General features: G+C 37.3%; 43 protein-coding genes. 6 read left to right on the forward strand and 37 right to left on the reverse strand.

What is annotated here, in order from left to right; genetic code table 11:
- Positions 1 to 113 precede the first annotated feature (113 nt).
- Positions 114 to 953 carry a helix-turn-helix domain-containing protein gene (locus tag HMPREF3029_RS00810; RefSeq protein WP_070709246.1) on the forward strand — a complete coding sequence of 280 codons (840 nt, stop codon included), beginning with the start codon at positions 114 to 116 and terminating at the stop codon, positions 951 to 953.
- An 824-nt stretch (positions 954 to 1,777) separates the two neighbouring features.
- Here HMPREF3029_RS00810 and rpsI read toward each other — a convergent pair.
- The 36 genes from rpsI to HMPREF3029_RS00990 form a co-directional block, all read right to left on the reverse strand.
- Complete coding sequence (gene rpsI / locus HMPREF3029_RS00815; protein ID WP_040929559.1) at positions 1,778 to 2,170, reverse strand: 30S ribosomal protein S9; 393 nt, start codon at positions 2,168 to 2,170, stop codon at positions 1,778 to 1,780.
- Between the two features lie 19 nt (positions 2,171 to 2,189).
- Complete coding sequence (rplM, locus tag HMPREF3029_RS00820) at positions 2,190 to 2,627, reverse strand: 50S ribosomal protein L13 (protein WP_040929560.1); 438 nt, start codon at positions 2,625 to 2,627, stop codon at positions 2,190 to 2,192.
- Between the two features lie 155 nt (positions 2,628 to 2,782).
- The gene (truA, locus tag HMPREF3029_RS00825; RefSeq protein WP_070709248.1) at positions 2,783 to 3,553 is read right to left on the reverse strand and encodes a tRNA pseudouridine(38-40) synthase TruA; all 771 of its coding nucleotides are present in this window, start codon (positions 3,551 to 3,553) and stop codon (positions 2,783 to 2,785) included.
- Positions 3,550 to 4,347, reverse strand: a complete 798-nt coding sequence (locus HMPREF3029_RS00830; RefSeq protein ID WP_070622599.1) for an energy-coupling factor transporter transmembrane component T family protein — start codon at positions 4,345 to 4,347, stop codon at positions 3,550 to 3,552. The genes truA and HMPREF3029_RS00830 overlap by 4 nt, the downstream gene beginning before the upstream one ends.
- A complete protein-coding gene (locus HMPREF3029_RS00835; protein ID WP_070622600.1) occupies positions 4,340 to 5,194 on the reverse strand; it encodes an energy-coupling factor transporter ATPase in 855 nt (284 codons plus the stop codon). Before HMPREF3029_RS00835 ends, HMPREF3029_RS00830 begins: the two co-directional genes overlap by 8 nt.
- Complete coding sequence (locus HMPREF3029_RS00840) at positions 5,191 to 5,979, reverse strand: energy-coupling factor transporter ATPase (protein WP_068129222.1); 789 nt, start codon at positions 5,977 to 5,979, stop codon at positions 5,191 to 5,193. Before HMPREF3029_RS00840 ends, HMPREF3029_RS00835 begins: the two co-directional genes overlap by 4 nt.
- Before the next feature lie 139 nt (positions 5,980 to 6,118).
- Complete coding sequence (gene rplQ, locus HMPREF3029_RS00845) at positions 6,119 to 6,496, reverse strand: 50S ribosomal protein L17 (protein ID WP_040929565.1); 378 nt, start codon at positions 6,494 to 6,496, stop codon at positions 6,119 to 6,121.
- 19 nt (positions 6,497 to 6,515) lie between these two features.
- A complete protein-coding gene (locus HMPREF3029_RS00850) occupies positions 6,516 to 7,460 on the reverse strand; it encodes a DNA-directed RNA polymerase subunit alpha (RefSeq protein ID WP_068129220.1) in 945 nt (314 codons plus the stop codon).
- A 61-nt stretch (positions 7,461 to 7,521) separates the two neighbouring features.
- Positions 7,522 to 7,917, reverse strand: a complete 396-nt coding sequence (rpsK, locus tag HMPREF3029_RS00855; RefSeq protein WP_068129219.1) for a 30S ribosomal protein S11 — start codon at positions 7,915 to 7,917, stop codon at positions 7,522 to 7,524.
- A gap of 27 nt (positions 7,918 to 7,944) precedes the next feature.
- Complete coding sequence (gene rpsM, locus HMPREF3029_RS00860; protein WP_040929568.1) at positions 7,945 to 8,310, reverse strand: 30S ribosomal protein S13; 366 nt, start codon at positions 8,308 to 8,310, stop codon at positions 7,945 to 7,947.
- A gap of 21 nt (positions 8,311 to 8,331) precedes the next feature.
- On the reverse strand, positions 8,332 to 8,445 hold the full coding sequence (gene rpmJ / locus HMPREF3029_RS00865) for a 50S ribosomal protein L36 (protein ID WP_029091518.1): 114 nt from the start codon (positions 8,443 to 8,445) through the stop codon (positions 8,332 to 8,334).
- Positions 8,446 to 8,473: 28 nt separating this feature from the next.
- Positions 8,474 to 8,692, reverse strand: a complete 219-nt coding sequence (gene infA, locus HMPREF3029_RS00870) for a translation initiation factor IF-1 (RefSeq protein ID WP_040929569.1) — start codon at positions 8,690 to 8,692, stop codon at positions 8,474 to 8,476.
- A 108-nt stretch (positions 8,693 to 8,800) separates the two neighbouring features.
- A complete protein-coding gene (locus HMPREF3029_RS00875) occupies positions 8,801 to 9,448 on the reverse strand; it encodes an adenylate kinase (RefSeq protein WP_068129217.1) in 648 nt (215 codons plus the stop codon).
- A gap of 28 nt (positions 9,449 to 9,476) precedes the next feature.
- Positions 9,477 to 10,772: a preprotein translocase subunit SecY gene (secY, locus tag HMPREF3029_RS00880; protein WP_070457123.1), complete on the reverse strand. Its 1,296-nt coding sequence runs from the start codon at positions 10,770 to 10,772 to the stop codon at positions 9,477 to 9,479.
- Positions 10,772 to 11,209, reverse strand: a complete 438-nt coding sequence (gene rplO / locus HMPREF3029_RS00885) for a 50S ribosomal protein L15 (protein WP_068129213.1) — start codon at positions 11,207 to 11,209, stop codon at positions 10,772 to 10,774. Before rplO ends, secY begins: the two co-directional genes overlap by 1 nt.
- Positions 11,210 to 11,237: 28 nt before the next feature.
- A complete protein-coding gene (gene rpmD, locus HMPREF3029_RS00890; protein WP_040929573.1) occupies positions 11,238 to 11,417 on the reverse strand; it encodes a 50S ribosomal protein L30 in 180 nt (59 codons plus the stop codon).
- A gap of 15 nt (positions 11,418 to 11,432) precedes the next feature.
- Positions 11,433 to 11,936, reverse strand: coding sequence for a 30S ribosomal protein S5 (rpsE, locus tag HMPREF3029_RS00895; RefSeq protein WP_040929574.1), 504 nt, complete (start codon positions 11,934 to 11,936; stop codon positions 11,433 to 11,435).
- 22 nt (positions 11,937 to 11,958) lie between these two features.
- Positions 11,959 to 12,321: a 50S ribosomal protein L18 gene (gene rplR / locus HMPREF3029_RS00900; RefSeq protein ID WP_040929575.1), complete on the reverse strand. Its 363-nt coding sequence runs from the start codon at positions 12,319 to 12,321 to the stop codon at positions 11,959 to 11,961.
- A gap of 24 nt (positions 12,322 to 12,345) precedes the next feature.
- Positions 12,346 to 12,882, reverse strand: coding sequence for a 50S ribosomal protein L6 (rplF, locus tag HMPREF3029_RS00905; RefSeq protein WP_070709250.1), 537 nt, complete (start codon positions 12,880 to 12,882; stop codon positions 12,346 to 12,348).
- 21 nt (positions 12,883 to 12,903) lie between these two features.
- Positions 12,904 to 13,302 carry a 30S ribosomal protein S8 gene (gene rpsH, locus HMPREF3029_RS00910; protein WP_040929577.1) on the reverse strand — a complete coding sequence of 133 codons (399 nt, stop codon included), beginning with the start codon at positions 13,300 to 13,302 and terminating at the stop codon, positions 12,904 to 12,906.
- A gap of 32 nt (positions 13,303 to 13,334) precedes the next feature.
- Positions 13,335 to 13,520, reverse strand: coding sequence for a type Z 30S ribosomal protein S14 (locus tag HMPREF3029_RS00915; protein ID WP_040929578.1), 186 nt, complete (start codon positions 13,518 to 13,520; stop codon positions 13,335 to 13,337).
- Positions 13,521 to 13,535: 15 nt separating this feature from the next.
- Complete coding sequence (rplE, locus tag HMPREF3029_RS00920) at positions 13,536 to 14,075, reverse strand: 50S ribosomal protein L5 (RefSeq protein ID WP_040929579.1); 540 nt, start codon at positions 14,073 to 14,075, stop codon at positions 13,536 to 13,538.
- 26 nt (positions 14,076 to 14,101) lie between these two features.
- Positions 14,102 to 14,410 carry a 50S ribosomal protein L24 gene (gene rplX, locus HMPREF3029_RS00925; protein WP_068129209.1) on the reverse strand — a complete coding sequence of 103 codons (309 nt, stop codon included), beginning with the start codon at positions 14,408 to 14,410 and terminating at the stop codon, positions 14,102 to 14,104.
- 33 nt (positions 14,411 to 14,443) lie between these two features.
- Positions 14,444 to 14,812, reverse strand: a complete 369-nt coding sequence (rplN, locus tag HMPREF3029_RS00930) for a 50S ribosomal protein L14 (protein ID WP_040929581.1) — start codon at positions 14,810 to 14,812, stop codon at positions 14,444 to 14,446.
- A 32-nt stretch (positions 14,813 to 14,844) separates the two neighbouring features.
- The gene (gene rpsQ / locus HMPREF3029_RS00935; protein WP_070457125.1) at positions 14,845 to 15,108 is read right to left on the reverse strand and encodes a 30S ribosomal protein S17; all 264 of its coding nucleotides are present in this window, start codon (positions 15,106 to 15,108) and stop codon (positions 14,845 to 14,847) included.
- Between the two features lie 19 nt (positions 15,109 to 15,127).
- Positions 15,128 to 15,337 carry a 50S ribosomal protein L29 gene (gene rpmC / locus HMPREF3029_RS00940; protein WP_068129207.1) on the reverse strand — a complete coding sequence of 70 codons (210 nt, stop codon included), beginning with the start codon at positions 15,335 to 15,337 and terminating at the stop codon, positions 15,128 to 15,130.
- A complete protein-coding gene (gene rplP, locus HMPREF3029_RS00945) occupies positions 15,327 to 15,761 on the reverse strand; it encodes a 50S ribosomal protein L16 (RefSeq protein WP_040929584.1) in 435 nt (144 codons plus the stop codon). The genes rpmC and rplP overlap by 11 nt, the downstream gene beginning before the upstream one ends.
- Before the next feature lie 18 nt (positions 15,762 to 15,779).
- Positions 15,780 to 16,427 (reverse strand): 30S ribosomal protein S3, encoded by a 648-nt coding sequence (gene rpsC / locus HMPREF3029_RS00950; RefSeq protein ID WP_070709252.1) that lies wholly within the window; start codon positions 16,425 to 16,427, stop codon positions 15,780 to 15,782.
- Between the two features lie 18 nt (positions 16,428 to 16,445).
- A complete protein-coding gene (rplV, locus tag HMPREF3029_RS00955; RefSeq protein WP_040929586.1) occupies positions 16,446 to 16,814 on the reverse strand; it encodes a 50S ribosomal protein L22 in 369 nt (122 codons plus the stop codon).
- A gap of 21 nt (positions 16,815 to 16,835) precedes the next feature.
- Entirely contained in the window at positions 16,836 to 17,111 is a 276-nt protein-coding gene (gene rpsS / locus HMPREF3029_RS00960) for a 30S ribosomal protein S19 (protein ID WP_040929587.1), read from the reverse strand.
- A 61-nt stretch (positions 17,112 to 17,172) separates the two neighbouring features.
- Positions 17,173 to 18,003, reverse strand: coding sequence for a 50S ribosomal protein L2 (rplB, locus tag HMPREF3029_RS00965; RefSeq protein WP_068129206.1), 831 nt, complete (start codon positions 18,001 to 18,003; stop codon positions 17,173 to 17,175).
- 39 nt (positions 18,004 to 18,042) lie between these two features.
- Entirely contained in the window at positions 18,043 to 18,315 is a 273-nt protein-coding gene (rplW, locus tag HMPREF3029_RS00970; protein ID WP_040929589.1) for a 50S ribosomal protein L23, read from the reverse strand.
- On the reverse strand, positions 18,315 to 18,938 hold the full coding sequence (rplD, locus tag HMPREF3029_RS00975) for a 50S ribosomal protein L4 (RefSeq protein ID WP_070709254.1): 624 nt from the start codon (positions 18,936 to 18,938) through the stop codon (positions 18,315 to 18,317). The genes rplW and rplD overlap by 1 nt, the downstream gene beginning before the upstream one ends.
- A gap of 20 nt (positions 18,939 to 18,958) precedes the next feature.
- A complete protein-coding gene (gene rplC, locus HMPREF3029_RS00980; RefSeq protein WP_068129202.1) occupies positions 18,959 to 19,615 on the reverse strand; it encodes a 50S ribosomal protein L3 in 657 nt (218 codons plus the stop codon).
- Between the two features lie 26 nt (positions 19,616 to 19,641).
- Positions 19,642 to 19,950, reverse strand: coding sequence for a 30S ribosomal protein S10 (gene rpsJ / locus HMPREF3029_RS00985; RefSeq protein WP_040929592.1), 309 nt, complete (start codon positions 19,948 to 19,950; stop codon positions 19,642 to 19,644).
- Positions 19,951 to 20,217: 267 nt separating this feature from the next.
- Positions 20,218 to 21,552: an NCS2 family permease gene (locus HMPREF3029_RS00990; RefSeq protein ID WP_070709256.1), complete on the reverse strand. Its 1,335-nt coding sequence runs from the start codon at positions 21,550 to 21,552 to the stop codon at positions 20,218 to 20,220.
- A gap of 146 nt (positions 21,553 to 21,698) precedes the next feature.
- Here HMPREF3029_RS00990 and HMPREF3029_RS00995 point away from each other — a divergent pair, with 146 nt between their 5' ends.
- From HMPREF3029_RS00995 to HMPREF3029_RS01010, 5 genes are all read left to right on the forward strand, one after another.
- On the forward strand, positions 21,699 to 22,337 hold the full coding sequence (locus tag HMPREF3029_RS00995; protein ID WP_070709258.1) for a PepSY domain-containing protein: 639 nt from the start codon (positions 21,699 to 21,701) through the stop codon (positions 22,335 to 22,337).
- Between the two features lie 106 nt (positions 22,338 to 22,443).
- Positions 22,444 to 22,614: an SE1832 family protein gene (locus tag HMPREF3029_RS09325; RefSeq protein ID WP_168161307.1), complete on the forward strand. Its 171-nt coding sequence runs from the start codon at positions 22,444 to 22,446 to the stop codon at positions 22,612 to 22,614.
- Between the two features lie 8 nt (positions 22,615 to 22,622).
- Positions 22,623 to 23,786 (forward strand): MFS transporter, encoded by a 1,164-nt coding sequence (locus HMPREF3029_RS01000; protein WP_070709322.1) that lies wholly within the window; start codon positions 22,623 to 22,625, stop codon positions 23,784 to 23,786.
- Positions 23,783 to 24,097 carry a hypothetical protein gene (locus HMPREF3029_RS01005; RefSeq protein ID WP_070709260.1) on the forward strand — a complete coding sequence of 105 codons (315 nt, stop codon included), beginning with the start codon at positions 23,783 to 23,785 and terminating at the stop codon, positions 24,095 to 24,097. The genes HMPREF3029_RS01000 and HMPREF3029_RS01005 overlap by 4 nt, the downstream gene beginning before the upstream one ends.
- Before the next feature lie 13 nt (positions 24,098 to 24,110).
- A complete protein-coding gene (locus HMPREF3029_RS01010) occupies positions 24,111 to 24,383 on the forward strand; it encodes a hypothetical protein (RefSeq protein ID WP_070709261.1) in 273 nt (90 codons plus the stop codon).
- Between the two features lie 17 nt (positions 24,384 to 24,400).
- On the opposite strand, the gene HMPREF3029_RS01015 is transcribed toward HMPREF3029_RS01010, so the two are convergent.
- Entirely contained in the window at positions 24,401 to 25,324 is a 924-nt protein-coding gene (locus HMPREF3029_RS01015; protein ID WP_070709263.1) for a hypothetical protein, read from the reverse strand.
- Between the last annotated feature and the right edge of the window lie 22 nt (positions 25,325 to 25,346).

The following is a 25,346-nucleotide window of genomic DNA, read 5'->3' on the forward strand; positions in this document are numbered from 1 at the left end:
TTTTAAGTGGCTAGGTTGATTATAAAATCTTCCGTATTCTTATTAGCTTAAATCATATAATAAATTTATAAAGTTTTATATATGCAAATTTGCTTAGAAAGTTGGTAAATATATTGTTGAATGAGATCATTAAAAATCGGCGTATCCAACTTGGTTTATCGAGGAAAAATATTTGCGAGAATTTATGTAGTGAATCCACATTATATAGATTCGAGTCAGGATTACATGATATAAACTCTCATTTATTAGTAGAAATATGCAATCGATTAAAACTTGAAACCGTTATAGTTACTGATATTAAAATTACTAAAAAAGAACATGCGTTATTCCTATTAATGCAACATTTTATTTATAAAAAAAATATTAAAGAATTAGAAAATATATTAAATTCATTTAAAAATGAGAGCTTAAGTAGAGACTGGTTCAAAATAAAAAATTGGTGTCAGGCAGTTATACATTTTTACAAAAAAGAATATATTTTATGTGAAAACATCATCAGTAACCATCTGAAAATATCTAAACCTAAAAATTCATTAGATTTATTAATATTAAACACTTTAATTCTCAATTATATTTCACAAAATAATTACATAAAAGCATTGGAAATAGCAACGGTTTGTATACATTACATTGATACACATAAGGTTGAATCGATAGATATTAATTCTAAAGTCAAATATTCTTATGCACACGCACTATTTAAAAATAACTATAAAAAAGAAGCTGAAGAGGTTATTATTGAGCTTATAGAAATGTTATTGAATGAAAAAACGTTTTTTTTATTAGGTAAATGTTATTTTTTTCTCTATGTTATATATAAAAATAAGAAACTTTCTTTAGCACATACGTATCTTAAGCTTTCTTATATGACATTTCAAATTGAAAATAGTGATATTCCCCAACAAGTTAAAGAAGAAATGAAACATTTAAAAGATAGTTCTATATACTTATAACTTTATTGATTCATGATAATTTCTATATTTCTTTGTATGTAGAAGAACACTTGAATTACACCATAAAATATTATTTAAATTTCAAAGAGTATCCACATAAATAATTACTGTGAATACTCTTTTGCTGTTTAGACTCTGTGTGGTGTTCTTAATCTATTTTACTATTATGCCATTCTGCTTGAATGACTATTCTTTTAACTCTAATTTTATAGTTATTATATGGTATTTTGTCTGCATACTAATATCTTGGTCTAATTATATTTTTTCTTGTTAAAAAATATAGATACCATAGTTTTTTATTTGTTAAAAAATGATAATTTGTTTTTTAAAATCTTAATTTTTGATATTCTCCATGGTTCTCTAATTTACCAATTAGAGGGATGTTAGAAGTGAAAAATAACCTCTTCCATACTTCTTCTACTCCATCTCATAGGCTTGTAACTTTTGTAGTGTTGTCTCGATTGATGCTTTCATATTTTTCGAATGAACTGGCTTCGTTTTTTCAATAACAGATAATATTTGCCCTTCTCTTTTAATTAATACATCATTAGATTACAAACCCACAATCTCGATCTTCACAAACATACATTTTTCCATACTTTGTTGTGATTTGTTTTATATCTACATAAAAACTACAATGGATATTTACACTAATATAACTACTTCATCTAGAAAAAGATTAGCTGAAAAGTTTCAAAATCACATCGATTTTTAAATTAATTTCATAAAAGGGTATTAAAGGGGTATTATTTTCTATCACAAAACAAAAAAGCACCTCTCGAATTTTTTCGAGAAGTGCTTGCAACCCTTGATAAAAAGGGATATTAACGTTTAGAGAATTGTGGTGCTTTACGAGCTTTCTTAAGACCTGGTTTCATACGCTCTTTCATACGTGGGTCACGTGTTAAGAGACCAGCACGTTTTAATTCAGCGCGGTGTTCAGGGTTTGCTTCTAATAATGCACGCGCAATTCCGTGACGGATTGCTTGAGCTTGTCCTGTGAATCCACCACCGTGTACGTTTACTAATACATCATAGTTACCTTCTGTTTCAGTAACAGCGAATGGTTGGTTTAAGTCTAAGATTAAGCTTTCAAATGGAAGGTATTCTCTCATGTCACGATTGTTGATCGTTACGTTACCTTCACCTGGTACAAGACGTACACGTGCGATTGACTTTTTACGACGTCCAGTTCCTCTATATTCTACTTTAGCCAATGTGTTTACCTCCTAATCCTTAACCACGTAACTCGTAGTTTTCAGGTTGTTGTGCCGCATGTGGATGCGTGTCTGCTTCATATACGAATAATTTGCTAAGTTGTTTGTCACCTAAAGAGTTTTTAGGTAGCATACCTTTTACAGATTTTTCGATTAAACGAACTGGGTAAGTTTCTCTTAACTCTCCAGCTGTTACTTCTTTAATTCCACCTGGGTGACCAGTGTGTCTGTAGTATACTTTTTGACTTAATTTGTTTCCTGTTAATTCAACTTTACCAGCGTTGATGATGATCACGTAGTCACCAGTGTCAACGTGTGGCGTGTATGTTGGTTTATGTTTACCACGTAAGATTGATGCAACTTCTGTTGAAAGACGACCTAATGTTTGTCCTTCAGCATCAATTACGTACCATTTACGCTCAATGTTTGACTCGTTAGCCATAAATGTTTGACGCATTGTTTTGCCCTCCAAAATAAAAAAAGTTTCTAATTTTCTAATTTAATTGTTCATGTTACATCTTACAAAAGATAAGTTCCGGGGCTTATCAGTGTGTGATATAAATTTATACCGTTAGTAATTATAACGCACCTTTACGTTAAAAGTCAACGGTATCACGTGTTTTCTTTTAAATACTCGCCTTGTTCTTCTTCTGTTAAAAATATACGCTCTAAATATAACCCACCTGCTGGTGCAACTTTTGGATTTTGCGTTCGGTCTTTGTTGTCGATGTTTTCTTTTGTAGATTTTGGATTTCTATTACCTTTACCAACTTCAAGTAAATAAGATACGATAATTCGCACCATGTTATATAAAAAACCTGACCCCATAATGACGATTTCTAACCCATTTGTTGTCTCGATTATATCGAGTTTGTATATATGTCTCACTTTGTTTTCAATGACAGTTTTTGCACTCGAGAAACTTGTAAAGTCATGTGTACCGATAAAGTACTCGGCCGCTTCACGCATTCTGTCGATGTTTAATTCATCTTTCACATGTGTTTCTAACCCGTATTTAAAAGGAGATGGTTCTCCGAAGTACATTTTGTACCGGTATACTTTTCCTTTCGAGTGATACCTTACGTGATACTCCGGGTCGATCTCTTTTGACTCTATAATACGGATGTCTCCTGAAAGTTTGTTGTTTAATATAAACGACCACTTCTCAGGATCGATATCGAGTGTCGTGTCAAAGTGTGCGTATTGTTCAAGTGCATGAACGTGCTTATCTGTACGTGACGCTGGGTGAATTCTTATAAATTCACGGTGTACAGATTTTAATGCACGTTCAATTTCACCTTGAACAGTACGACGGTTTTGCTGATACTGCCACCCATCAAACTCTTTACCGTTATACGTTATTTTTAATAATATACGTGTCATGTTCTTAACACCCACAGTAGTACCCCAAATAGTACTAATATAATAAGCGCAATCGTGTCTCTTTTATGCCATATAAGGAGTCGGTAGTGCGTACGTCCTTCGTCTCCCTTATAGCCTCTTACTTCCATTGCAACTGCCATATCTTCTGCTCTTTGAAACGCAGATATAAATAGCGGTATGACGATAGGAATGAGTGCTTTTATACGGTCTTTTACTGGACCTGTCATAAATGTCGATCCTCTAGATGATTGTGCTTTTATAATTTTGTCTGTCTCATCCATTAACGTCGGTATAAATCTTAAACTAATCGACGTCATCATCGCGATTTCATGGACAGGTACTTTAAACATTTTTAACGGTGATGCGAGTTTTTCTAAGCCGTCCGTTAATGAAATCGGACTTGTCGTCAGTGTCATAATCGTCGTTACGATGACGAGCATGATGAGTCTCGTTGATATATATAAACCTCTGATCAACCCTTCTAACTCAATCGTAAATATTTTAGCATCGACGAGTACCGGACCACCTTTTGTTAAGAATAGGTGCATTAAAAACGTAAATATGAGTAGTACGAGTATAATCTTAAGTCCGTTTAATACGAACATAATACCGAGTTTTGCGAGCTTTAAAACGATGAGTACAAAGGCAATTAAAAGTAAGTACGTCACTAAGTTATTCGCAAAAAAAACGATAATCATAAATAGTGCCGTCGCGATTAATTTCGCGCGTGCATCGAGTTTATGAATGACACTATCTCCAGGAATATAACGACCAAGTAGCATCGAATCAAACATCGAATACCCCCTTATACATACGTATGAATGACTGTATGTTTTGAGGCATTTCGTCTAACGTATATCCTTTTTTACGTAAATCATGAACGAGGCGTACGACGTTTGGAACTTCTAGTTGATACTCTTTTAAGAGTGCTTCATCTTGTAAGAGTTCATGCGTATTCCCTTCAGCGACGAGATGTCCTTTAGAGAGTACTTTCACCTCATCAGTATAGTTAAACACGTCGTTCATATCGTGCGTGACGAGTATGACTGTAATCCCGAGCGTTTCGTGTAACGATTTAAATAACTCCATCGTTTTAATATGGCTGAGTGGGTCTAGTCCTGCCGTTGGTTCGTCTAATATAAGTACGTCTGGTTCCATCGATAGTATACCTGCGAGCGCAATTTTACGCATTTGCCCACCAGATAAATCAAACGGTGACTGATCAAATAATGATTCATCAACGTTTAGCAGTTCTAAATATTTTTTAGATATAGCTTCTGCTTCTTCTTTAGACTTTCCCATATTCATCGGTCCAAATGAGACGTCTTTAAGGACGGTTTCATCGAACAGCTGGTGTTCAGGGAACTGAAAGACGATCCCCACACGTTTTTTAACGTCGTGAATGATTTTATATTTCGCTTTTCTAGTTAATACATGGTCACCGACATTGACTTCTCCTTCTGTCGGTAAAATAAGTCCATTTAACATTTGTACGAGCGTTGACTTACCACTACCTGTATGTCCGATGACACCGTAAAATTTACCTTGTTCAAATTGTGTCGTGATGTTATTTAACGCTTTAAATTCAAATGGTGTTTTCCTTTGGTAGACTAATGTCACGTTCTCTAGACTTATATTCATAGACGTTCCACCAACTCTTCGTATGACATATATTCTCCGTTCATTAACGCTTCGGACAACACAATATTAAATGGAAGCACTAAATTACTCTCTTTTAACACATCCGTGTCTTGATAGATTTCATACACTTGACCTTCGCTACGAATTTTACCATCACGCATCACATATGCGTAATCACTGTCTTCAATTTCAGTTAAGTCATGCGTAATGTAAATGATCGTCGTCTCTCTCGTTTTATGTATGTTTTTAAGTAAAGATAAAATATCCCTTCTACCAGTCGGGTCTAACATCGACGTCGATTCATCCATAATTAACACGTCTGGGTCCGTCACAAGCGCTCCAGCAATCGCAACACGTTGCTTTTGACCACCAGAAAGACGATGGGGTTCATGTGTTCTAAACTCCCACATACCGACTTCCCTTAAAGCAGATTCAACTTTATCTTTCATTGTTTCATGTGGAACACCACGATTTTCTAACCCAAACGCAACATCATCTTCGACTGTTGCTCCGACAAACTGGTTATCCGGATTTTGAAACACAATCGCAAATTTTTCGCGAATGTCTTGGAAATTGTCTTGTGTCACTTTTTCTCCATCGATATACACATCCCCTTCAGTTGGAGTGAGTATACCCATTATGATTTTTACTAACGTACTTTTACCAGAACCGTTATGTCCGATAATCGACACAAATTCTGATTTTTTAAAGTCGATAGAAATATGATTTAATGCGTATCGACTGCTGTGGCTATATTTGTATGAAACATTTTTAAGTGAAATCATATTTCCACCTTCTTTAAAATAGTTAAATAAAAAAGCGCGTACCCTGCAAAAGAGTCGCGCAATTCATAGTTTTGCAGGATACTTAAGAGCTAGACAGAAGTAAATCTATCGTAACACTCATACTGCTTTAATAAGAGGTTTAAGCACCCTCAACAAATTCAATAATCACTTGTTCTGCACCGTCTCCACGACGCTCACCAAGTTTTTTAATGCTTGTGTATCCACCTTGACGTTCTTCAAAACGAGGTGCGATATCATCAAATAATTTTTGTAATGCAGTTGTTGTTGAACCATCTTCGTTTACTAACGTAACGTTTTGTACCGTTTCAGCAGCACGACGTCTAGATGCTACGTCTCCACGCTTACCTAAAGTTACAAGACGATCTACAACTTTACGTAGCTCTTTAGCACGCTTTTCTGTTGTAACGATGCGTTCTTCAACGATTAATGATGTCGCAAGGTTTCTAAGCATAGATTTTCTGTGTGCTGAGTCACGACCGAGTTTTCTGTAAGCCATTCTTATACCTCCTCTTTAATTAATCTTCTTGGCGTAATTCTAATCCAAGGTCATCTAATTTATTTTTAACTTCGTCTAAAGACTTACGTCCTAGATTACGTACTTTCATCATGTCTGCTTCTGTTTTCTCTGTTAACTCTTGAACTGAGTTAATGCCTGCACGTTTTAAGCAGTTGTAAGAACGTACAGATAAGTCGAGTTCTTCGATAGACATTTCAAGTACTTTTTCTTTTTGGTCTTCTTCTTTTTCCACCATAATTTCAGCATTTTGCGCTTCGTCTGTTAAGTCGACAAAGATGTTTAAATGTTCAGTTAAGATTTTTGCACCAAGTGAAATAGATTCAAGCGGTGTAATTGATCCGTCTGTCCATACATCTAATGTTAACTTATCGAAGTTCGCATTTTGACCGACACGTGTGCTTTCTACTGTGTAGTTGACACGTTTTACTGGTGTGTAAATAGAGTCTACTGGAATTACTCCGATTGGTAGGTCGCTTTTGTTGTTCGCTTCAGATAAAGCATAACCTCGTCCGCGTCCAGCAATCATGCGTACTCTTAGGACTCCACCTTTTGCTACGGTTGCGATTTTTAACTCTGGGTTTAAAATCTCAACGTCACTGTCGTGGATAATATCTCCTGCAGTTACAACACCTTCGTCTGTAACATCAATTTCTAACGTTTTATCTTCTTCTGAATAGATTTTTAACGCTAAACTTTTAATGTTTGTGATGATCGTTGTAACATCTTCGATGACGTTCTCAATTGTTGAGAATTCATGTAGTACGTTTTCGAATTCGACTGTCTTTACTGCCGCACCAGGTAAAGATGATAAAAGAATGCGACGTAAGGAGTTCCCAAGCGTTGTTCCATATCCTCTTTCTAGAGGCTCTACAACAAACTTACCAAACTTAGAATCTTCCGTTAGTTCTACTGTTTCAATTCTAGGTTTTTCGATTTCAATCATTGTTTACTTTTTCCTCCCTATTACCGCCGTTTAATTGCGCAATGTGTTTTATCATCGTTAATTATACACGACGACGTTTTGGTGGACGACAACCGTTGTGTGGAACTGGAGTTACGTCTTTAATAGATGTAATCTCTAATCCAGCTGATTGTAATGCACGAATTGCAGATTCACGTCCTGCACCAGGTCCTTTTACTGTTACTTCTACAGTTTTAAGACCGTGTTCCATTGCCGCTTTAGAAGCAGTTTCAGAAGCCATTTGTGCTGCGAATGGAGTAGATTTCTTAGAACCTTTAAATCCTAATGCACCAGCAGATGACCATGATAGTGCGTTTCCGAAATCATCCGTGATCGTTACAATTGTATTGTTGAATGTTGAACGAATGTGTGCAATTCCTGATTCAACATTTTTCTTCACTCTACGTTTACGTGATGTACGTGATTGATTACGAGCCATTTATAATACTCCTCCCTTACTTGTTAATTACTTCTTCTTGTTCGCGATTGTTTTCTTAGGACCTTTACGCGTTCTCGCGTTGTTCTTAGTCTTTTGACCACGAACTGGTAAGCCACGACGGTGACGGATACCTCTGTATGATGCGATTTCTAAAAGACGTTTAACGTCTAAGTTTTCATCACGGCGTAAGTCACCTTCAAGTTTGTAGTTGTCTACAACTTCACGAATTTTGTTTAACTCATCTTCTGTTAAGTCTTGTACACGCGTGTCTTCGTTAACGCCTGCTTCTTTAAGAATTTCAGAAGATCTCGATTTACCGATACCGTAAATATAAGTTAATGAGATTACTACACGTTTATTACGTGGAATGTCAACTCCTGCTATACGAGCCATTATTTACACCTCCGTTATTTATTATCCTTGTCTTTGTTTATGCTTAGGATTCTCACAAATTACCATTACTTTTCCTTTACGACGAATGACTTTACATTTTTCGCAAATTGGTTTTACTGATGGTCTAACTTTCATTTTGTTACCTCCTTAATAATTGGAGTCCTTATTTAAAACGATAAGTGATTCTTCCTTTAGTTAAGTCATACGGTGACATTTCAACTGTTACTTTATCTCCAGGAAGGATTCGAATATAGTTCATACGAATTTTACCAGACACATGAGCTGTAATCTCATGGCCGTTTTCAAGTTCTACTTTGAACTGTGCGTTTGGTAATGTCTCTTTTACAAGACCTTCTAATTCAATAACGCCCTCTTTACTCACTTTATATTCCTCCTTTACAGTTTAAACTCTTTGTTTTGCTTGTCTTCAGGTGAAACCACTTATATTTAAGGACTGATGAGATATTCACCTAAAGACTCAAGGTGAATATTAAAGTGTTTCGAGTATCTTTTCGACATCAGCAAACACTTCATCGATATCTCTCGCACCATCTACTTTAGATAAAACACCTTGTTTTTCATAGAAATCAAGTAGTGGTTTCGTTTGCTTGATGTTTACACTTAATCTTTTTTGAACCGTTTCTGGGTTGTCATCTTCACGTTGGTATAATTTACCACCTTCAAGATCACATACACCGTCTTTTTTCGGCGGGTTAAACACTAAGTGATATACTGTACCGCATACCTCACAGATACGACGTCCTGTTAGGCGGTTCATGAGTTCCTCTTCAGGAACATCGATATATAATGTGCTATCAATCTGAGTACCAAGTTCAGCCATAATTTCATTTAAAGCTTTTGCTTGTGAGACAGTTCTTGGGAAACCATCTAATAAGAAGCCTTCTTTAGCGTCACTTTCAGATAATCTTTCTCTGACAATTCCAATCGTTACTTCATCGGGAACGAGTTCTCCACGATCCATGTAAGATTTTGCCTCTTTACCGAGTTCAGTTTCGTTTTTAATTGCTAAACGGAACATATCACCAGTAGAAATATGTGGAATTGGGTATTTTTTAATGATTTCTGTCGCCTGTGTACCTTTACCTGCTCCAGGCAATCCCATAATTACGATATTCATGAATATCCTCCTACTAATCTATACGTGTTTACCTATTGCGTCTAAACCCTCTGTACTCTCTTTGTCCTGCTTGAGCTTCGAGTTGTTTCATAGTTTCTAGCGCAACCCCGATAACGATGAGTAGGCTTGTACCACCGATCTGAATCGTTTGTGGTAAATCCATTAATCGAGTTAGCAGTATTGGTAACACTGCAATAAACGCTAAGAATATTGAACCTACAAATACGAGTCTATATAAAACATTTGTAATGTAAGTCTGCGTGTTTTTCCCTGGACGAATACCAGGAATGTAACTGCCTTGGTTTTTTAAGTTATCTGCCATCTTCTCAGGGTTTACTTGTACAAACGCATAGAAGTACGCAAACAAGATGATGAGAATGATGTAAATCACTAATCCGATATTAGACGCTGGATTCGCAGCTTCAGCGAATTTAATTGCCCAATCTTTATCTTGGAAAAATAGTGATATAGATTGCGGTAACATTAAGAATGCCATCGCAAAGATAACTGGGATAACTCCTGCAGGGTTAACTTTTAGCGGTAAGAAAGTCGCTTGTGGTGCAAGCATTGCTTGACGACCTTTACCTCTTGCATATTGAATCGGAATTTTACGAATCGCTTGTAAAACGTAAACCGCAAATGCAGTAAGAAGTAATAAACCAACAACCATACCAACTACTGTTAACACAGCCATCGTATTGTCCTGTGCGCCAACAAATTGTTGTTCATAAAATTGAATTAATGCACTTGGTAATGATCCTAAAATACCAGCGAAGATAATGATAGAAATACCGTTACCTACACCTTTTTCAGTGATTTGTTCACCAAGCCATAATAGAAACGCAGTACCTGTTGTAAGTACGATAGCGATAATTAGGTATGAACCAACTGAGTTATCACTAATTAACGTACCACCAAACATTTGGTTGAATGCAAATGACATACCAATTGACTGAATAAATGCTAAAACGATTGTAAAGTAACGCGTAAACTGAGCGATTTTACGTCGCCCGACTTCACCTTGTCGCGCCCATTCAGCAAACTTTGGTACAACGTCCATTTGCAGTAACTGCGTAACGATTGACGCAGTGATGTAAGGCATAATCCCCATTGCAAAAATAGAGAAGTTTTTAAGTGCCCCACCACCGAATGTGTTCATGACGTCTAGTACGCCACCTTGAGCTTGTGTGTCAAACACACTCGGATCTACGCCAGGAACTGGTATATACGTACCAATTTTAAATATTACAAGCATTGCAAGTGTAAATACAATCTTCTGCCTGATTTCTTTGATCTTAAAGAAATTGACAACGTTGCTGATCATTAGATCACCTCTACAGTGCCGCCTTGAGCCTCAATCGCTTCTTTAGCCGTAGCAGAAAACTTGTGTGCTTGAACAGTTAACTTAACATTGAGTTCTCCGTTACCAAGAATTTTAATTGCTACATTCTTTTTAACTAATCCTGACTCAACGAGTAATTCAGGTGTAACTACAGTTCCAGCATCAAATTTATTTAAATCGCTAATGTTAACGACTGAATAACTTTTACGGTTAATATTTGTGAAACCACGTTTAGGAATCGCACGGAATAGTGGTAATTGACCACCTTCGAATACTAATCCTACGCCACCACCTGTACGAGCGTTTTGTCCTTTATGTCCACGGCCAGAAGTTTTACCATGACCTGATGACATACCACGTCCAACACGTTTACGTGATTTACGTGCGCCCTCAACTGGTTTAAGTTCGTGTAATTTCATTGTTGCACCTCCTATTTTATATTACTTATTAAATATTCTCTACTTTAACTAAGTGTTTAACTTTTTCTACTTGTCCTCTTAATTGAGCAGTATCTTCAAGCTCGATTGAAGAATTAATTTTCTTTAGACCGAGTGAAGCGACTGTCTTCTTTTGTGTTTCCGGTCTACCGATAACACTTCTTACGAGGGTAACTTTAACTTTAGCCATCTTGAATACTCCCCCTTAATTTAAGATTTCTTCTACAGTTTTTCCACGCAGTCTAGCTACGTCTTCAACGTTTTTAAGTTCTTCTAAACCTGTCATCGTCGCACGTACTACGTTTACTGGAGTACTTGTTCCGATCGATTTACTTAATACGTCTGTAACACCTGCTAACTCTAACACCGCACGTACCGGTCCACCTGCGATAACCCCAGTACCTGGAGCAGCTGGTTTCATGAATACGTGACCAGAGCTGAAGCGTCCGTTGATTTCGTGTGGAATAGTTCCGTCTACGATTGGTACTTCAACAAGGTTTTTCTTAGCAGCTTCAATTGCTTTTTTGATTGCTTCTGGCACCTCTTGTGCTTTACCTTGACCGAATCCTACGCGACCTTTTCTGTCCCCTACTACTACTAAAGCAGAGAAACGGAAACGTCTACCACCTTTAACTACTTTCGCGATACGGTTGATCGTTACTACGCGTTCTTCAAATTCTTGTTTTTCTTCTCTACGATTACGAGCCATTTTATTGTTTCGCCTCCTTCAATTAAAACTTAAGTCCGTTTTCACGTGCAGATTCTGCTAATGCAGCTACACGTCCGTGATATAAATAACCTCCGCGGTCGAATACAACTGTTTCGACGCCCGCTGCTTTACCACGTTCAGCAATTAATTTACCAACTTCTGCAGCTGCTTCTTTGTTAGAACCATTTTTACCGCTGAAGTCTTTATCTTGTGTTGAAGCACTCGCTAATGTTTTATAGTTCACATCATCGATAAGTTGTGCATAGATGTTTTTATTAGAACGGTATACGTTTAGACGTGGTCTTTCAGGAGTTCCTGAAATGTTTTTACGTACACGTAAATGTCTTTTACGACGTACCGCATTTTTATCGATTTTAGAAATCATTTATGTTCCTCCTCACTTGTTTAATTATTTACCAGTTTTACCTTCTTTACGACGTACGTACTCATCTTTGTAACGAATACCTTTACCTTTGTATGGCTCAGGTGGACGTACCTTACGAATGTTTGAAGCTAATGCTCCAACTTCTTCTTTGTCGATACCTTCAATTTTAAGTTTAGTGTTTCCATCAACTGCAATTGTAAGTGTATCTGATGATTCGAATTCAACTGGGTGAGAAAGTCCAACGTTTAATACAAGTTTCTTACCTTGCATTTGTGCACGGTAACCAACACCGATTAATTCTAATTCTTTAACAAAACCTTGTGATACACCTTCGACCATGTTGTTTAGTAAAGAACGTGTTGTTCCGTGAATCGAACGCATCGCGATTGAATCGTTTGGACGCTCAACGACGATTGTGTTGTCTTCCATTTTATAATTTAAGTCATCATTTAAAGTTCTTTTAAGTTCACCTTTCGGTCCTTTAACTGTAAATGTAGATCCATCAACGTCTACTGTAACGCCAGATGGAATTTCAATAATACGGTTACCAATTCGGCTCATTTTTGCACCTCCTAATTGTTATTACCAAACGTAAGCGAGTACTTCTCCACCAACGTTTTTGTTACGAGCTTCTTTATCTGTAATTACACCTTCAGATGTTGAAATTAAAGCAACACCTAAACCGTTAAGTACTTTTGGTAGTTCATCTTTTTTAGCGTATACGCGAAGACCTGGTTTAGAAATTCTCTTAAGACCAGTGATTACTCTTTCGCCATTTTCACTATATTTTAAGAACACACGGATGATATTTTGTTTGTCATCCTCCACATATTCTACGTTTTTGATGAAACCTTCATTTTTAAGGATTTCAGCGATATCTCTTTTGATGTTTGACGCTGGAATCTCTAATGATTCATGTTTAACAATGTTCGCATTTCTAATGCGTGTTAGCATATCTGCAATTGGATCTGATATAGTCATCTAAAATATGCCTCCCTTCAATTTATATAGAATTACCAGCTCGCCTTTTTGACGCCTGGAAGTTGACCTTTATATGCGAGTTCACGGAAACAGATACGGCAAAGTTTAAATTTGCGAAGTACTGAGTGTGGACGTCCACATCTTTCACAACGTGTATATTCTCTTACTTTGAATTTTTGCGGTTTTTGTTGTTTCGCAATCATTGATTTTTTAGCCATGAATATGCCTCCTTTTTACTTTTTGAATGGCATACCAAATTGTGTTAACAGTTCACGAGCCTCTTCGTCTGTGTTAGCTGTTGTCACAATAACGATATCCATACCTCTTACTTTTGTTACTTTATCGTAATCGATCTCTGGGAAGATGATTTGTTCTTTAACACCTAAAGTGTAGTTCCCACGACCATCGAATGCTTTTTTAGATACACCTCTGAAGTCTCTTACACGTGGTAATGATACTGAGATAAGTTTATCTAAGAAATCGTACATTCTGTCACCACGTAAAGTTACTTTTGCACCGATTGGCATACCTTCACGTAAACGGAATGTAGCTACTGATTTTTTAGCTTTTGTAATTTGTGGTTTTTGACCAGCAATTGCTGTTAATTCTTCTACAGCAGTGTCTAATACTTTAGCGTTTTGTACAGCTTCACCAACACCCATGTTGATTACGATTTTATCGATTTTAGGTGCTTGCATTACAGAGCTGTATTCAAACTTTTTAACGAGTTCATCTTTGATTGTCTCGTTGTATTTATCTTTTAAACGAATCACGAAATGTGTCCTCCTTCCGAGTTACCTTATTTAATTTCTTTACCTGATTTAACTGCTACTCTAATTTTCTTTCCGTCTTTTTCTTCATAACGGATTCTAGTGCGTTCACCTGAATCAGGATCAACGTGCATAACGTTAGAAACGTGAATTGCTGCTTCTGTTTCTAAAATCCCTCCGTCTGGATTTAATTGAGAAGGTTTTTGGTGTTTCTTAACCATATTTACTCCTTCAACTACCACACGTTCTTCTCTAGGGATAGCTTTTAAAACAGTTCCCTGTTTACCTTTATCTTTACCGCTAATGACAATAACTTTGTCGCCTGTTTTTACGTGCATCGTCTTATCGCACCTCCTTAGTTAATATTAAAATTATAATACTTCTGGTGCCAATGAGATAATTCTCATAAAGTTGCCGTCACGTAATTCACGTGCTACTGGACCAAATATACGAGTTCCTCTTGGACTTTTATCGTCACGAATAATGACACATGCGTTTTCATCAAATTTAATATATGAACCATCTTCACGACGGATACCTGTTTTAGTACGAACGATGACTGCTTTAACTACGTCACCTTTCTTGACAACACCACCCGGTGTTGCATGTTTTACTGTTGCAACAACAACATCACCAATGTTCGCTGTTTTACGTCCAGTACCACCTAGTACTTTGATCGTTAAAACTTCACGAGCTCCAGAGTTGTCGGCAACTTTCATACGAGATTCTTGTTGAATCATGCGTGGTTACCTCCCTTTATATATCTACACTATTAGATAATTACTGATTCCTCTACGATTTCCACTAAGCGGAAACGTTTAGTAGCTGATAATGGGCGAGTTGCTTCAATTTTTACGATATCGCCTAATTTAGCTTGGTTGTGCTCGTCATGAGCTTTGTACTTTTTAGAGTATTTTACGCGTTTACCAATAATTGGGTGTCTTTTGTGTGTTTCAATAAGAACAGTAATTGTTTTGTCCATCTTATCAGAAACGACACGGCCTTGATAAACTTTACGTTCATTTTTCTCTGCCATTATATAAACCTCCTATAAATTATTGATTCGCTTTTGCTTCTTCAATTTCTCTTTCACGGACTGTCGTTTTTAAACGCGCAATCGTTTTTCTAACTTCCTTGATACGAGCAGTGTTTTCTAGCTGACCAGTAGCTAGTTGAAAGCGTAGGTTGAAGAGTTCTTCTTTAAGTTCTTTAATGTTATTTACGATTTCTTCGTTTGTAAGTTCACGGATTTCCTTAGCCTTCATTCGTATCACCACCTAATTCTTCTCTCACAACGAATTTTGTTTTTACTGGAAGTTTGTGACTTGCAAGACGTAGTGCTTCACGAGCTACCTCTTCATCTACACCTGCAACTTCAAACATAATGCGTCCTGGTTTAACGTTTGCGATCCAGTGCTCTACTGCACCTTTACCAGAACCCATTCGAACTTCTAATGGCTTTTTAGTAATTGGCGTGTGCGGGAAAATGTTGATCCATACTTTACCGCCACGTTTCATGTAACGTGTCATAGCGATACGTGCTGCTTCGATTTGACGTGCAGTAATCCATGCAGACGTCGTAGCTTGTAAGCCGTAATCGCCGAAGTTTACTTCATTACCGCCTTTTGAACGCCCTTTAGAATTTGGACGGTGTTGACGACGGTATTTTACTCTCTTTGGTAATAACATTCTTCTTGTACTCCTCTCTTAGTTATTCTCGTTCTTTACTGCTGGTAAAACTTCACCGCGGTAAATCCACACTTTAACACCTAACTTACCGTAAGTAGTGTCTGCCTCTTCGTGTGCGTAGTCAATGTCTGCACGAAGTGTGTGTAGTGGTACTGTTCCTTCACTGTATCCTTCTGCACGTGCGATGTCCGCTCCGCCTAAACGACCTGCAACAGAAGTTTTAATACCTTTAGCTCCTGCTCTCATTGTTCTTTGAATCGCTTGTTTTTGAGCTCTACGGAATGATACACGGTTTTCAAGTTGACGTGCGATGTTTTCTGCTACTAATTTAGCATCTAAATCGATATTTTTAACTTCGATAACGTTAATGTGCACACGTTTACCTGTTAATTTCACAAGTGCTTCACGTAGTTTTTCGATTTCACTACCGCCTTTACCGATAACCATACCTGGTTTACCAGTGTGTAGTGCAATGTTTACTCTATTTGCAGCACGTTCAACGATAACTTGTGATACTGCTGCATCTTTAAGGTTTTCATCAATGTATTTACGGATTTTTAAGTCTTCGTGTAATAAGTCAGCAAAGTCGTTCTCTGCGTACCATTTTGCTTCCCAATCTTTGATTACACCAATACGTAATCCCGTTGGATTAATCTTTTGACCCAAAGTAATTCCCTCCTCTTATTAGTTCGCTTCTTCAGCCTGTTCTTCTACTGCTTCTTCTTTTTCAGTAAGTACAACAGTGATGTGGCTCGTACGTTTGTTGATTCCAGTTGCACGTCCTTGTGCGCGTGGACGGAAACGTTTAAGCGTTGGTCCTTCGTTTGCATAAATTTCAGAAACGATTAGGCTGTCAACATCCATGTCGTAGTTATGTTCAGCGTTTGCCGCTGCTGATAAAATGAGCTTCTCTACTACTTCAGCAGCTCTTTTATTAGTAAGCTTTAATAGTGCGACTGCTTCGCCAACTTCTTTACCTCTTACGAGATCAACCACTAAACGTACTTTACGTGGAGCGATACGCACTGTTCTAGCTGTTGCTTTCGCTTGCATGTATATTTCCTCCTTTAGGTGTTATCGAGTTACAGCGTCTTTACCGCCGTGTCCTTTGAAAGTTCTTGTTGGAGCAAACTCTCCGAGTTTGTGACCAACCATATCTTCAGTAATATAAACTGGTACGTGTTTACGGCCGTCATATACAGCAATCGTGTGCCCGATGAATTGTGGGAAGATTGTTGAACGACGTGACCAAGTTTTAATTACAGTCTTTTTATTTGATTCGTTAAGGTTTTCTACCTTTTTCATTAAATGATCATCTACAAAAGGTCCTTTTTTAATACTACGTGCCATTTTGGCGCCTCCCTTCAAGAAATCAGTGCGGCGAAAACCGCACACGATTTAATGATGTTGATTATTTTTTACGTTTTCTAATGATTAACTTAGTAGACTTTTTCTTGTTTCTACGAGTTTTCTTACCAAGAGTCTTTTTACCCCATGGAGAAAGTGGAGACGGCATACCGATTCCAGTTCTACCTTCACCACCACCGTGTGGGTGATCGTTAGGGTTCATCGCAGAACCACGTACTGTAGGTCTCTTACCAGCCCATCTAGAACGACCAGCTTTACCTACGTTTACAAGTTCGTGTTGTTCGTTTCCTACAGAACCGACTGTTGCACGGCATGTAAGTAAGATCATGCGCATTTCGCCTGAGCTTAAACGAACGATTGCGTATTTACCTTCTTTACCAAGTAATTGTGCTGATGTACCAGCAGAACGAGCGATTTGCCCACCTTTACCTGGTTTAAGTTCAATATTGTGGATTGTAGTACCAACAGGCATGTCGCCTAATTCTAATGCGTTACCTAATTTGATATCCGCATCTTTACCACTCATGATTTCTTGTCCAACTTCAATTCCTTTAGGTGCAAGGATATATCTCTTTTCACCATCTAAGTATTGAACAAGTGCAATGTTTGCTGAACGGTTTGGATCGTATTCGATTGTTTTGATACGTCCTGGTACTCCATCTTTGTTACGTTTAAAGTCAATGACTCTGTATTGACGTTTATGTCCGCCACCTTTATGACGTACAGTAATTTTTCCTTGTGCGTTACGGCCAGCTTTTTTCGGAAGTGGCTCTAATAATGAACGTTCTGGTTTAGTTTTAGTTAAATCTTTATAATCCAGACTCGTCATATTACGACGACCATTTGTTGTTGGTTTATAATGTTTAATCGCCATTTAACTGTTTACCTCCTTATTGGTAACTTTCGAATATTTTTAGAAGAATTCAATAGAACCTTCACTTAATTTTACAATCGCTTTTCTTCTTCTGTTCGTATAGCCTTGATAACGTCCCATACGCTTTTTCTTAGGCTTTACGTTCATAATGTTAACTTTCTCAACTTTTACATCAAAGATTTCTTCAACAGCACGTTTAACTTGTGTTTTAGTTGCTCTAACATCTACGTCAAACGTGTATTTGTTCTCTGACATTAAATCTGCTGAACGCTCAGTGATTACTGGGCGTTTAATAACGTCTCTAGCTTCCATTACAGAAGTACCTCCCCTGCTTTAGTAATTGCATCTTCCGTGAAAATTACACGATCTGCAGAAAGGATATCTAATACGTTTAGGCCTGAAGCAGTGATAACTGTAACTCCAGGGACGTTACGTCCTGATTTTAGAACGTTGTCATCTTGTTCACCTAATACGATGAGTGTCTTTCTACCTGCATCTAAGTTATCTAAAGCTTTAACTAATTCTTTTGTTTTAGGTGCATCGAATGTGAATGCATCTACAACTGTTAATGCTTCTTCGTTTACTTTTACTGATAATGCAGAACGTAACGCTAAGCGTCTAACTTTTCTTGGCATTTTGAATCCGTGATCTCTAGGAGTTGGACCGAATACTACGCCCCCGCCTCTCATGTGTGGTTCACGAATCGAACCTTGACGTGCGTTACCTGTTCCTTTTTGTCTGAATGGTTTTCTACCACCACCGCGAACTTCTCCACGATTTTTAACTTTGTGATTACCTTGTCTTAATGATGCACGTTGAAGCGTTACTGCTTCGAATAATGCATGTTGGTTTGGTTCAATTCCGAAAACTTCTTCGTTTAATTCGATTGTTTTTACTTTTGAACCATCAATAGATAATACATCTACGTTTGCCATTGTATATCCTCCTTTCTATATTAGTTGTCACCTTTAATTGCTGATGAAATTTGTACGTAACCTTTTTTAGGTCCAGGTACGTTACCTTTTACTAAAATTACGCCGCGCTCGTTGTCAACCATAACTACTTCTAAGTTTTGAAGCGTTACTCTTTCGCCACCCATTTGTCCTGGTAAGTTTTTACCTTTAAGAACGTGAGATGGGTCAACCATACCCATTGAACCTGGGCGTCTGTGGTAACGTGAACCGTGACTTGATGGTCCTTTAGCTTGGTTGTGTCGTTTAATGTTACCTTGGAAACCTTTACCTTTAGATGTTCCTGTTACATCTACGATGTCTCCTGCTTCAAATGTATCTACGTTGACTTCTTGACCTACGTCGAATTCATCTACGTTTAGGTTGCGGAATTCGCGTACGAAGCGCTTAGGGTTTGCACCTGAAGCTTTAACGTGGCCCATTTCAGGCTTAGTTGCGTATTTGTTAGTACGTCTAGTTGGTTTGTAGTCTTGCTTGTCATCAAAACCAATTTGTACTGCATTATATCCGTCTACTTCTTCTGTTTTCTTTTGAAGGACAACGTTACCTGCCGCTTCAATAACTGTTACTGGAATTAACTCTCCGTTCTCTCCGAAGATTTGAGTCATTCCTACTTTTTTACCTAAGATTCCTTTGGTCATCGAAAGTCGCACCTCCTGATATTAATTTATAGTTTAATTTCGATGTCCACACCAGATGGTAAGTTTAAGCTCATTAAAGCATCTACCGTTTTTGGTGTAGGGTTTAAAATGTCGATAAGACGTTTGTGCGTACGTTGCTCGAACTGCTCACGTGAATCTTTGTACTTATGAACCGCACGTAAGATTGTGTAAACAGTTTTCTCTGTTGGAAGTGGGATTGGCCCAGAAACTTCCGCGCCAGAGCGTTTTGCTGCTTCAACGATTTTCTCCGCTGATTGATCAAGCACTCTGTGCTCATACGCTTTTAAACGAATACGAATTTTTTGTTTTGCCATTATTTTAACCTCCTCGGTCGTCATCATTATTGATAGACTTCTCCACGAAAATTTTCTCACGCACCCGCCATGACAATGGGGCCGGGTGTGTCAGTAACCTCTCGCTTCATCGATTTAACAAGAAAACCCTTATTTATCAAGGGTTTCGCAATGTTCTTGACAGTTTTTCTGTCACTTTTTGAGTCCAACGCTATATATAATACATTAAAAGAGTGAAGAAATCAAGGGTTATCCGAGATTTTTTCACTCTTTTTTATCAAGCATATCTTATCTTAATATAAATATAAAATAGAGAATAAATATAACTGCTAATACATACATGATCGGGTGGATATCTTTCTTTCTTCCAGCAACTGCCATTGTAATAGGATAAAAAATAAATCCAATCGCGATACCTGTTGCGACACTATAAGTGAGTGGCATCATTATTACTGTTAGAAACGCTGGTACTGCCACTTCGAAACGCGTCCACTCTACTTTGCTTAAGTTCGATGCCATTAATGCGCCTACTATTATAAGTGCAGGTGCAGTCACTTCAGATGTGAACACGACAATTAATGGACTAAAGAATATCGCGAGTAAAAATAGTAGTGACGATACGATACTTGCAAATCCCGTTCTCGCACCAGCTGCAACTCCTGCTGTCGATTCGACATAAGACGTCGTCGTTGACGTACCTAGAATCGCTCCTGAAATTGTTGCGAATGAGTCTGCAGCAAGTGCACGACTCGCACGTGGAATTTTATTATCTTTAATTAAATTCGCCTGTGACGCGATTCCAACTAATGTACCTGCCGTGTCAAAGAAATCAACAAATAAAAATGTTAATACGACGACTAAAAACTGTACATTAAAAAGCTCAGACGGATTTAAAAATCCTTCAAATGCTGCACCGAACGTTGGTGCAATGCTCGGCACTTTACTCACGACCGCTTCAGGCATCGGTAATAAGTTAAACACGAGTCCGACGATCGCGGTAATAATCATTCCTATAAAAATCGCACCTGGGACTTTACGCGTCATTAATATGACTGAAAGCACTAATCCAAATATTGTAAGGATAACGTGTGCATCATGAATGTTACCAATATGTACGAGCGTGTTTTCATCTGCAACGATAAATCCGGCACCTTTAAATCCAACGAACGCGATGAAAAAACCAATCCCGGCACTAACGGCCATCTTCATTTCCATCGGTATCGCATTGATTACGTACTCTCTAACACCAGATGCTGTCAGTATTAAAAATAGTACACCGGATACGAGTACACCAGATAGCGCTGTTTGCCATGGGATTCCCATTCCAAGTACAACAGAGAACGCGAAAAATGCGTTTAACCCCATCCCAGGAGCTAAAGCGATTGGATATCTCGCCCAAACACCCATAATAAACGTTCCGATAAATGCCGCGAGACACGTCGCAACAAATACTGCGTTAATATCCATACGCATATCATCTGGAATACCCTCAACTCCTGCAAGACTAAGCATTGCAGGGTTAACTGCTAAAACATATGCCATCGAAAGAAATGTAGTGATCCCACCAATAGTTTCACGACGGTAATTTGTACCTAACTCATCAAATTGAAAATATCGTTTCATCTTATACTCTCTCTATTCTATTTATAGTAGAAATTAAATTATTTATAAATTTTATCGTTAAAAGACGCACAATGCAATAAGTTTAATATGAATTATGTTTATATGTTCAATACTGTGGCAATAGTTAGTCATAGGAGGAATGCCTAATGAACACTAAATTTAAAATCACATCATTATTAATCGCAGCGTCACTAACACTTGCAGCATGTGGCAACGATAATAATGAAGAAACAACTAACCAAAGCGAATCAAAACAAACTGAAACAACAGAGTCAACAAGCGATAACAAATCTGAAAACGACAACTCATCAATTGATAATGCAAACACTTCTTCATCTAGCGAAAGTGATGAACTCGATATGGCGAGCTTTAGTAAGTCCATTGAAGATGCGATCGAAGAAGCAAAATCTCGTTTTGATGGACAATTAACTGACATTGGCGTATCGAAAGAAAATAACCAATATGTCTATAAAATAGAGCTCGAAAGTGATACTGAAGAATATGAAGTGAGTTTAGACGTCAATGATTTATCAGTAGTAAAAGAAGAAACTGAAGCAGAAGACGATGAAAACGATAATAAGTATTTTAATTATAGCGACTTAGTTAAAGTTGAAGATGCGATTCAAACTGCAAAAGATAATGTGAACGGTAAAGTAACAGAATGGTCTACCGACTTTGACGACGGTAATTTATATTATGAAATCGAAATCGTTCAAGACAACGGTAATAACGTCGATGTTAAAGTCGATGCTTATACAGGAGATTTCGTAGAAAGCGATGACTAATTTATAAACGTTTAACAGCAGGGAGTGATTCCCTGCTTTTTTACATAGAGCTGTAAAGCGCTTTTGTGCTATCATTAACTATAACTACATAATTAGAGGTGAGAGCATGGATTTAAAACAACATTTAGAAACTTTAAAATATGATTACATCCGAATCCAGGGTGATTTAGAAAAAATTGAATCCACTGGACAAGCTCCAGATAAGATGCTGAAGCAGTTAGAGTCTCTTGAACGCGAAATCAAAGAGACGAAAGATAAAATTAAAAAAGGCAGTTGATGTTAACGATGACAGAAAATTTAAAAGAGAAGATTTTATTTATTATGCTCATCCAATTTTTAATTTACTTTGGGTTTAGTATGATTATTCCTGTTATGCCGGAGTTAGTCGTCGTATTTGGTGTGAGCACTCTACACTTAGGTTTCATTATCGCTATTTATTCGATTGCAAGTTTTATATCTGCACCGTTTTTTGGAACGTTATCTGACCGTATCGGTAGAAGACCGTTATTAATCGGCGGACTATTTGTCTTTATGTTAAGTTTTTTAGTATTTGCGATTTTCTCAAATAGTCTTGCGGTTCTTTACATCAGCCGTTTCATTGCAGGTATGGCGTCAGGTGCACTATATGTCGCGACAACTTCAATGGTCGCAGATATTACATCTATTGAAACACGTACTAAATACATGGGACTTATCGGTATGGCAATGGGTATCGGATTCGTATTCGGCCCAGGTATCGGAGGTCTACTCGCGTCTGTATCTGTCTCAGCACCATTTTTTATGACAACAATCATCATTTTCGTTGCGCTTATCTTTTCGGTGTTGAAAATACAAGAAACATATCGTTCGAATACAGATATTGAGCGTGGGATCGCTGTCCAAAAGGAATACTTTATTCAACCAGTCGGTATACTTCTCGTTACGACGTTTGTCGTCATGTTTATGATGAGTGGTATGGAGAGTACATTCCAACTACTCGGTAAAGAAAAAATTGATATCACACCAGGAGAGATGGGTGTCCTGTTCTTTATCGGTGGAATTTTTAACGCGATCATTCAAGGTGGCGTGATTCGTAAGTTAAAAGATGGCCAAGAATATTGTGCGATGATCATCGGTCAAGCGATGGCATTAATTGCATTTATTATGTTGCCGTTTATGACGGGGTTATTTTACGCGGGAATTTGTATCGTCTTATTAATGTCAGGTAATGCACTCGTTCGTACGTTAATGACATCTCAAATTACGAAAGAAGCAAGACATCATGAAGTTGGTAAAATGACAGCTACAACGTATTCTCTCGATAGTCTCGGGCGTATTGTCGGACCGATATTTTTCAACATACTATTCTTAATTCACTACGGTGTACCGTTTGTGTTTGGTGCACTTCTCGTGTTATTATCGACGTTCTTCATTTACCAGTATTATAGAAAAAGAGGTCAAGTTGCATGACATTTTTAACAATAATGATGTTAATTAGTTATTTACTCGTGGCGTTTGTCACAATATATGGATTACGTGCGAAATTTTTAATTGTCATAAGACTGTTGTCTGGACTCGGATTTTTAAGTATGTTGGTTTCTAACATATTACCTGTCCAAGGCATTGATGATTATATGATGTTATTACTCGCAATCTCTATTATTTCTTCTGTAGAAATTACAGCATTTAAAGTGAGACATGATAATCGACACTTATATTTAATACACGCCTTTACATTAGCGATGGCTCTCGCTTTAGTCGTGTATTTATTCGTAGTTTAAGAGGATATCTATTATGACTCGAGTTATATTGATGTTACTTACTATGATCCAGGCGATGTTTTTTGTGAACATCATCTTAAATGAAGGTGTTATTTTCTTCTCTATATATTCATGGTCCATAGTCGCGTTACTTTCTCTCTATATAAGCGTAAAAGCATTTAATACGAGTTCAAGTAATTCTGACGACGAGTTAAATAACTATTTCTCTTTAACGTTAATGACAATTTCTCTCGTCTCTATTGGATTTATAGCATATTTAGCAATATTTAAACCGTTCTACCTATAAAGTAGAACGGCTTATTTTTATGCTTCAATATATTCAATTTCATCGTCTAAGTTTAATCTTGCGCGGTTTTCTTTATAAAACGTGACATAACTTCCGTAAATGAGATAAGTACCAAGCAAGCCGATAACGATCGAAACTATGATGATAATCGGTACTACAAAGAACATCACAGCGTCACTGTTTGTAGCAACTCCAATTGCGACACCACTAATAATTAATACCGCAATCACAATCGTGAGTAACACGCCGATTAAGAAAACTGAAAGAATCAGTTTTAAAAACTGCTTAAAGTTTTTAAACACGACGTTAATACCAGTCGCAACTTTATCGCCAAGCGTTGACATCGGTGCTTCTAAATGTCTAAACCACATACTGAGTGTTATACCTTCAATGAGAAATGACACAAGCATCGAGATAATGCCTCCGATGATAGCGAAAACGATGATTGCTGGTGTAAAGTTTATTGAATAATCTCCATTAGTTAAAGTGTTCGGATCGACCATTAAATATAATGGCGCACCAACAAAACTAAGTGCAAAGTTCGTTACAAAAGCAATAATCGAAATGATGATGACAAGTCCTAATGACTTTAAGTAACGCCCTTTTTTAAAAGCGAATAATCCATGATTAAATTTCGATTCTTTTTCTTCATATGCTAAGAAGAAGTAATTGTAATATCCGTATCCGAGTAGTAATAAGACAAATATTATTAATGCAAATAAATATAGTACTGCTAATATGATTCCTATAATACCGAGTGCTCCAGGTCCATTTTGTGCACTTGTCCAGCTAAATATTGTACCCCCGATTACAGTGAATCCTAATCCAATTCCAATTATTGAAACGATACTTGATAAAATGACGTAAAGTACGATGTTTAACACGACTTTAAGGTGTTCGCCGCGTAAATGATTCCAATATAAACGTTGATATTCAAACACAGCTGATCCCCCTTTAAGAATA

It is taken from the genome of Nosocomiicoccus sp. HMSC059G07, assembly GCF_001815515.1.
In the GTDB taxonomy this organism is placed as follows: domain Bacteria; phylum Bacillota; class Bacilli; order Staphylococcales; family Salinicoccaceae; genus Nosocomiicoccus; species Nosocomiicoccus ampullae_A.

Bases quoted from the DNA above. Each gene is read 5' to 3' on its own strand.
- rplM (WP_040929560.1), bottom strand. From the start codon at position 2,627: ATGCGTCAAACATTTATGGCTAACGAGTCAAACATTGAGCGTAAATGG.
- truA (WP_070709248.1), bottom strand. From the start codon at position 3,553: ATGACACGTATATTATTAAAAATAACGTATAACGGTAAAGAGTTTGAT.
- HMPREF3029_RS00830 (WP_070622599.1), bottom strand. From the start codon at position 4,347: ATGTTTGATTCGATGCTACTTGGTCGTTATATTCCTGGAGATAGTGTC.
- HMPREF3029_RS00835 (WP_070622600.1), bottom strand. From the start codon at position 5,194: ATGAATATAAGTCTAGAGAACGTGACATTAGTCTACCAAAGGAAAACA.
- HMPREF3029_RS00840 (WP_068129222.1), bottom strand. From the start codon at position 5,979: ATGATTTCACTTAAAAATGTTTCATACAAATATAGCCACAGCAGTCGA.
- rplQ (WP_040929565.1), bottom strand. From the start codon at position 6,496: ATGGCTTACAGAAAACTCGGTCGTGACTCAGCACACAGAAAATCTATG.
- HMPREF3029_RS00850 (WP_068129220.1), bottom strand. From the start codon at position 7,460: ATGATTGAAATCGAAAAACCTAGAATTGAAACAGTAGAACTAACGGAA.
- rpsK (WP_068129219.1), bottom strand. From the start codon at position 7,917: ATGGCTCGTAATCAATCACGTACATCACGTAAACGTAGAGTGAAGAAA.
- rpsM (WP_040929568.1), bottom strand. From the start codon at position 8,310: ATGGCTCGTATAGCAGGAGTTGACATTCCACGTAATAAACGTGTAGTA.
- rpmJ (WP_029091518.1), bottom strand. From the start codon at position 8,445: ATGAAAGTTAGACCATCAGTAAAACCAATTTGCGAAAAATGTAAAGTC.
- HMPREF3029_RS00875 (WP_068129217.1), bottom strand. From the start codon at position 9,448: ATGAATATCGTAATTATGGGATTGCCTGGAGCAGGTAAAGGTACACAG.
- secY (WP_070457123.1), bottom strand. From the start codon at position 10,772: ATGATCAGCAACGTTGTCAATTTCTTTAAGATCAAAGAAATCAGGCAG.
- rplO (WP_068129213.1), bottom strand. From the start codon at position 11,209: ATGAAATTACACGAACTTAAACCAGTTGAGGGCGCACGTAAATCACGT.
- rpmD (WP_040929573.1), bottom strand. From the start codon at position 11,417: ATGGCTAAAGTTAAAGTTACCCTCGTAAGAAGTGTTATCGGTAGACCG.
- rpsE (WP_040929574.1), bottom strand. From the start codon at position 11,936: ATGGCTCGTAATCGTAGAGAAGAAAAACAAGAATTTGAAGAACGCGTA.
- rplR (WP_040929575.1), bottom strand. From the start codon at position 12,321: ATGATTTCTAAAATCGATAAAAATGCGGTACGTCGTAAAAGACATTTA.
- rplF (WP_070709250.1), bottom strand. From the start codon at position 12,882: ATGAGCCGAATTGGTAACCGTATTATTGAAATTCCATCTGGCGTTACA.
- rpsH (WP_040929577.1), bottom strand. From the start codon at position 13,302: ATGACTATATCAGATCCAATTGCAGATATGCTAACACGCATTAGAAAT.
- HMPREF3029_RS00915 (WP_040929578.1), bottom strand. From the start codon at position 13,520: ATGGCTAAAAAATCAATGATTGCGAAACAACAAAAACCGCAAAAATTC.
- rplX (WP_068129209.1), bottom strand. From the start codon at position 14,410: ATGCACGTAAAAACAGGCGACAAAGTTATTGTCATTAGCGGTAAAGAT.
- rplN (WP_040929581.1), bottom strand. From the start codon at position 14,812: ATGATTCAACAAGAATCTCGTATGAAAGTTGCCGACAACTCTGGAGCT.
- rpsQ (WP_070457125.1), bottom strand. From the start codon at position 15,108: ATGGCAGAGAAAAATGAACGTAAAGTTTATCAAGGCCGTGTCGTTTCT.
- rpmC (WP_068129207.1), bottom strand. From the start codon at position 15,337: ATGAAGGCTAAGGAAATCCGTGAACTTACAAACGAAGAAATCGTAAAT.
- rplP (WP_040929584.1), bottom strand. From the start codon at position 15,761: ATGTTATTACCAAAGAGAGTAAAATACCGTCGTCAACACCGTCCAAAT.
- rplV (WP_040929586.1), bottom strand. From the start codon at position 16,814: ATGCAAGCGAAAGCAACAGCTAGAACAGTGCGTATCGCTCCACGTAAA.
- rpsS (WP_040929587.1), bottom strand. From the start codon at position 17,111: ATGGCACGTAGTATTAAAAAAGGACCTTTTGTAGATGATCATTTAATG.
- rplB (WP_068129206.1), bottom strand. From the start codon at position 18,003: ATGGCGATTAAACATTATAAACCAACAACAAATGGTCGTCGTAATATG.
- rplW (WP_040929589.1), bottom strand. From the start codon at position 18,315: ATGGAAGCTAGAGACGTTATTAAACGCCCAGTAATCACTGAGCGTTCA.
- rplD (WP_070709254.1), bottom strand. From the start codon at position 18,938: ATGGCAAACGTAGATGTATTATCTATTGATGGTTCAAAAGTAAAAACA.
- rplC (WP_068129202.1), bottom strand. From the start codon at position 19,615: ATGACCAAAGGAATCTTAGGTAAAAAAGTAGGAATGACTCAAATCTTC.
- rpsJ (WP_040929592.1), bottom strand. From the start codon at position 19,950: ATGGCAAAACAAAAAATTCGTATTCGTTTAAAAGCGTATGAGCACAGA.
- HMPREF3029_RS00990 (WP_070709256.1), bottom strand. From the start codon at position 21,552: ATGAAACGATATTTTCAATTTGATGAGTTAGGTACAAATTACCGTCGT.
- HMPREF3029_RS00995 (WP_070709258.1), top strand. From the start codon at position 21,699: ATGAACACTAAATTTAAAATCACATCATTATTAATCGCAGCGTCACTA.
- HMPREF3029_RS09325 (WP_168161307.1), top strand. From the start codon at position 22,444: ATGGATTTAAAACAACATTTAGAAACTTTAAAATATGATTACATCCGA.
- HMPREF3029_RS01000 (WP_070709322.1), top strand. From the start codon at position 22,623: ATGACAGAAAATTTAAAAGAGAAGATTTTATTTATTATGCTCATCCAA.
- HMPREF3029_RS01005 (WP_070709260.1), top strand. From the start codon at position 23,783: ATGACATTTTTAACAATAATGATGTTAATTAGTTATTTACTCGTGGCG.
- HMPREF3029_RS01010 (WP_070709261.1), top strand. From the start codon at position 24,111: ATGACTCGAGTTATATTGATGTTACTTACTATGATCCAGGCGATGTTT.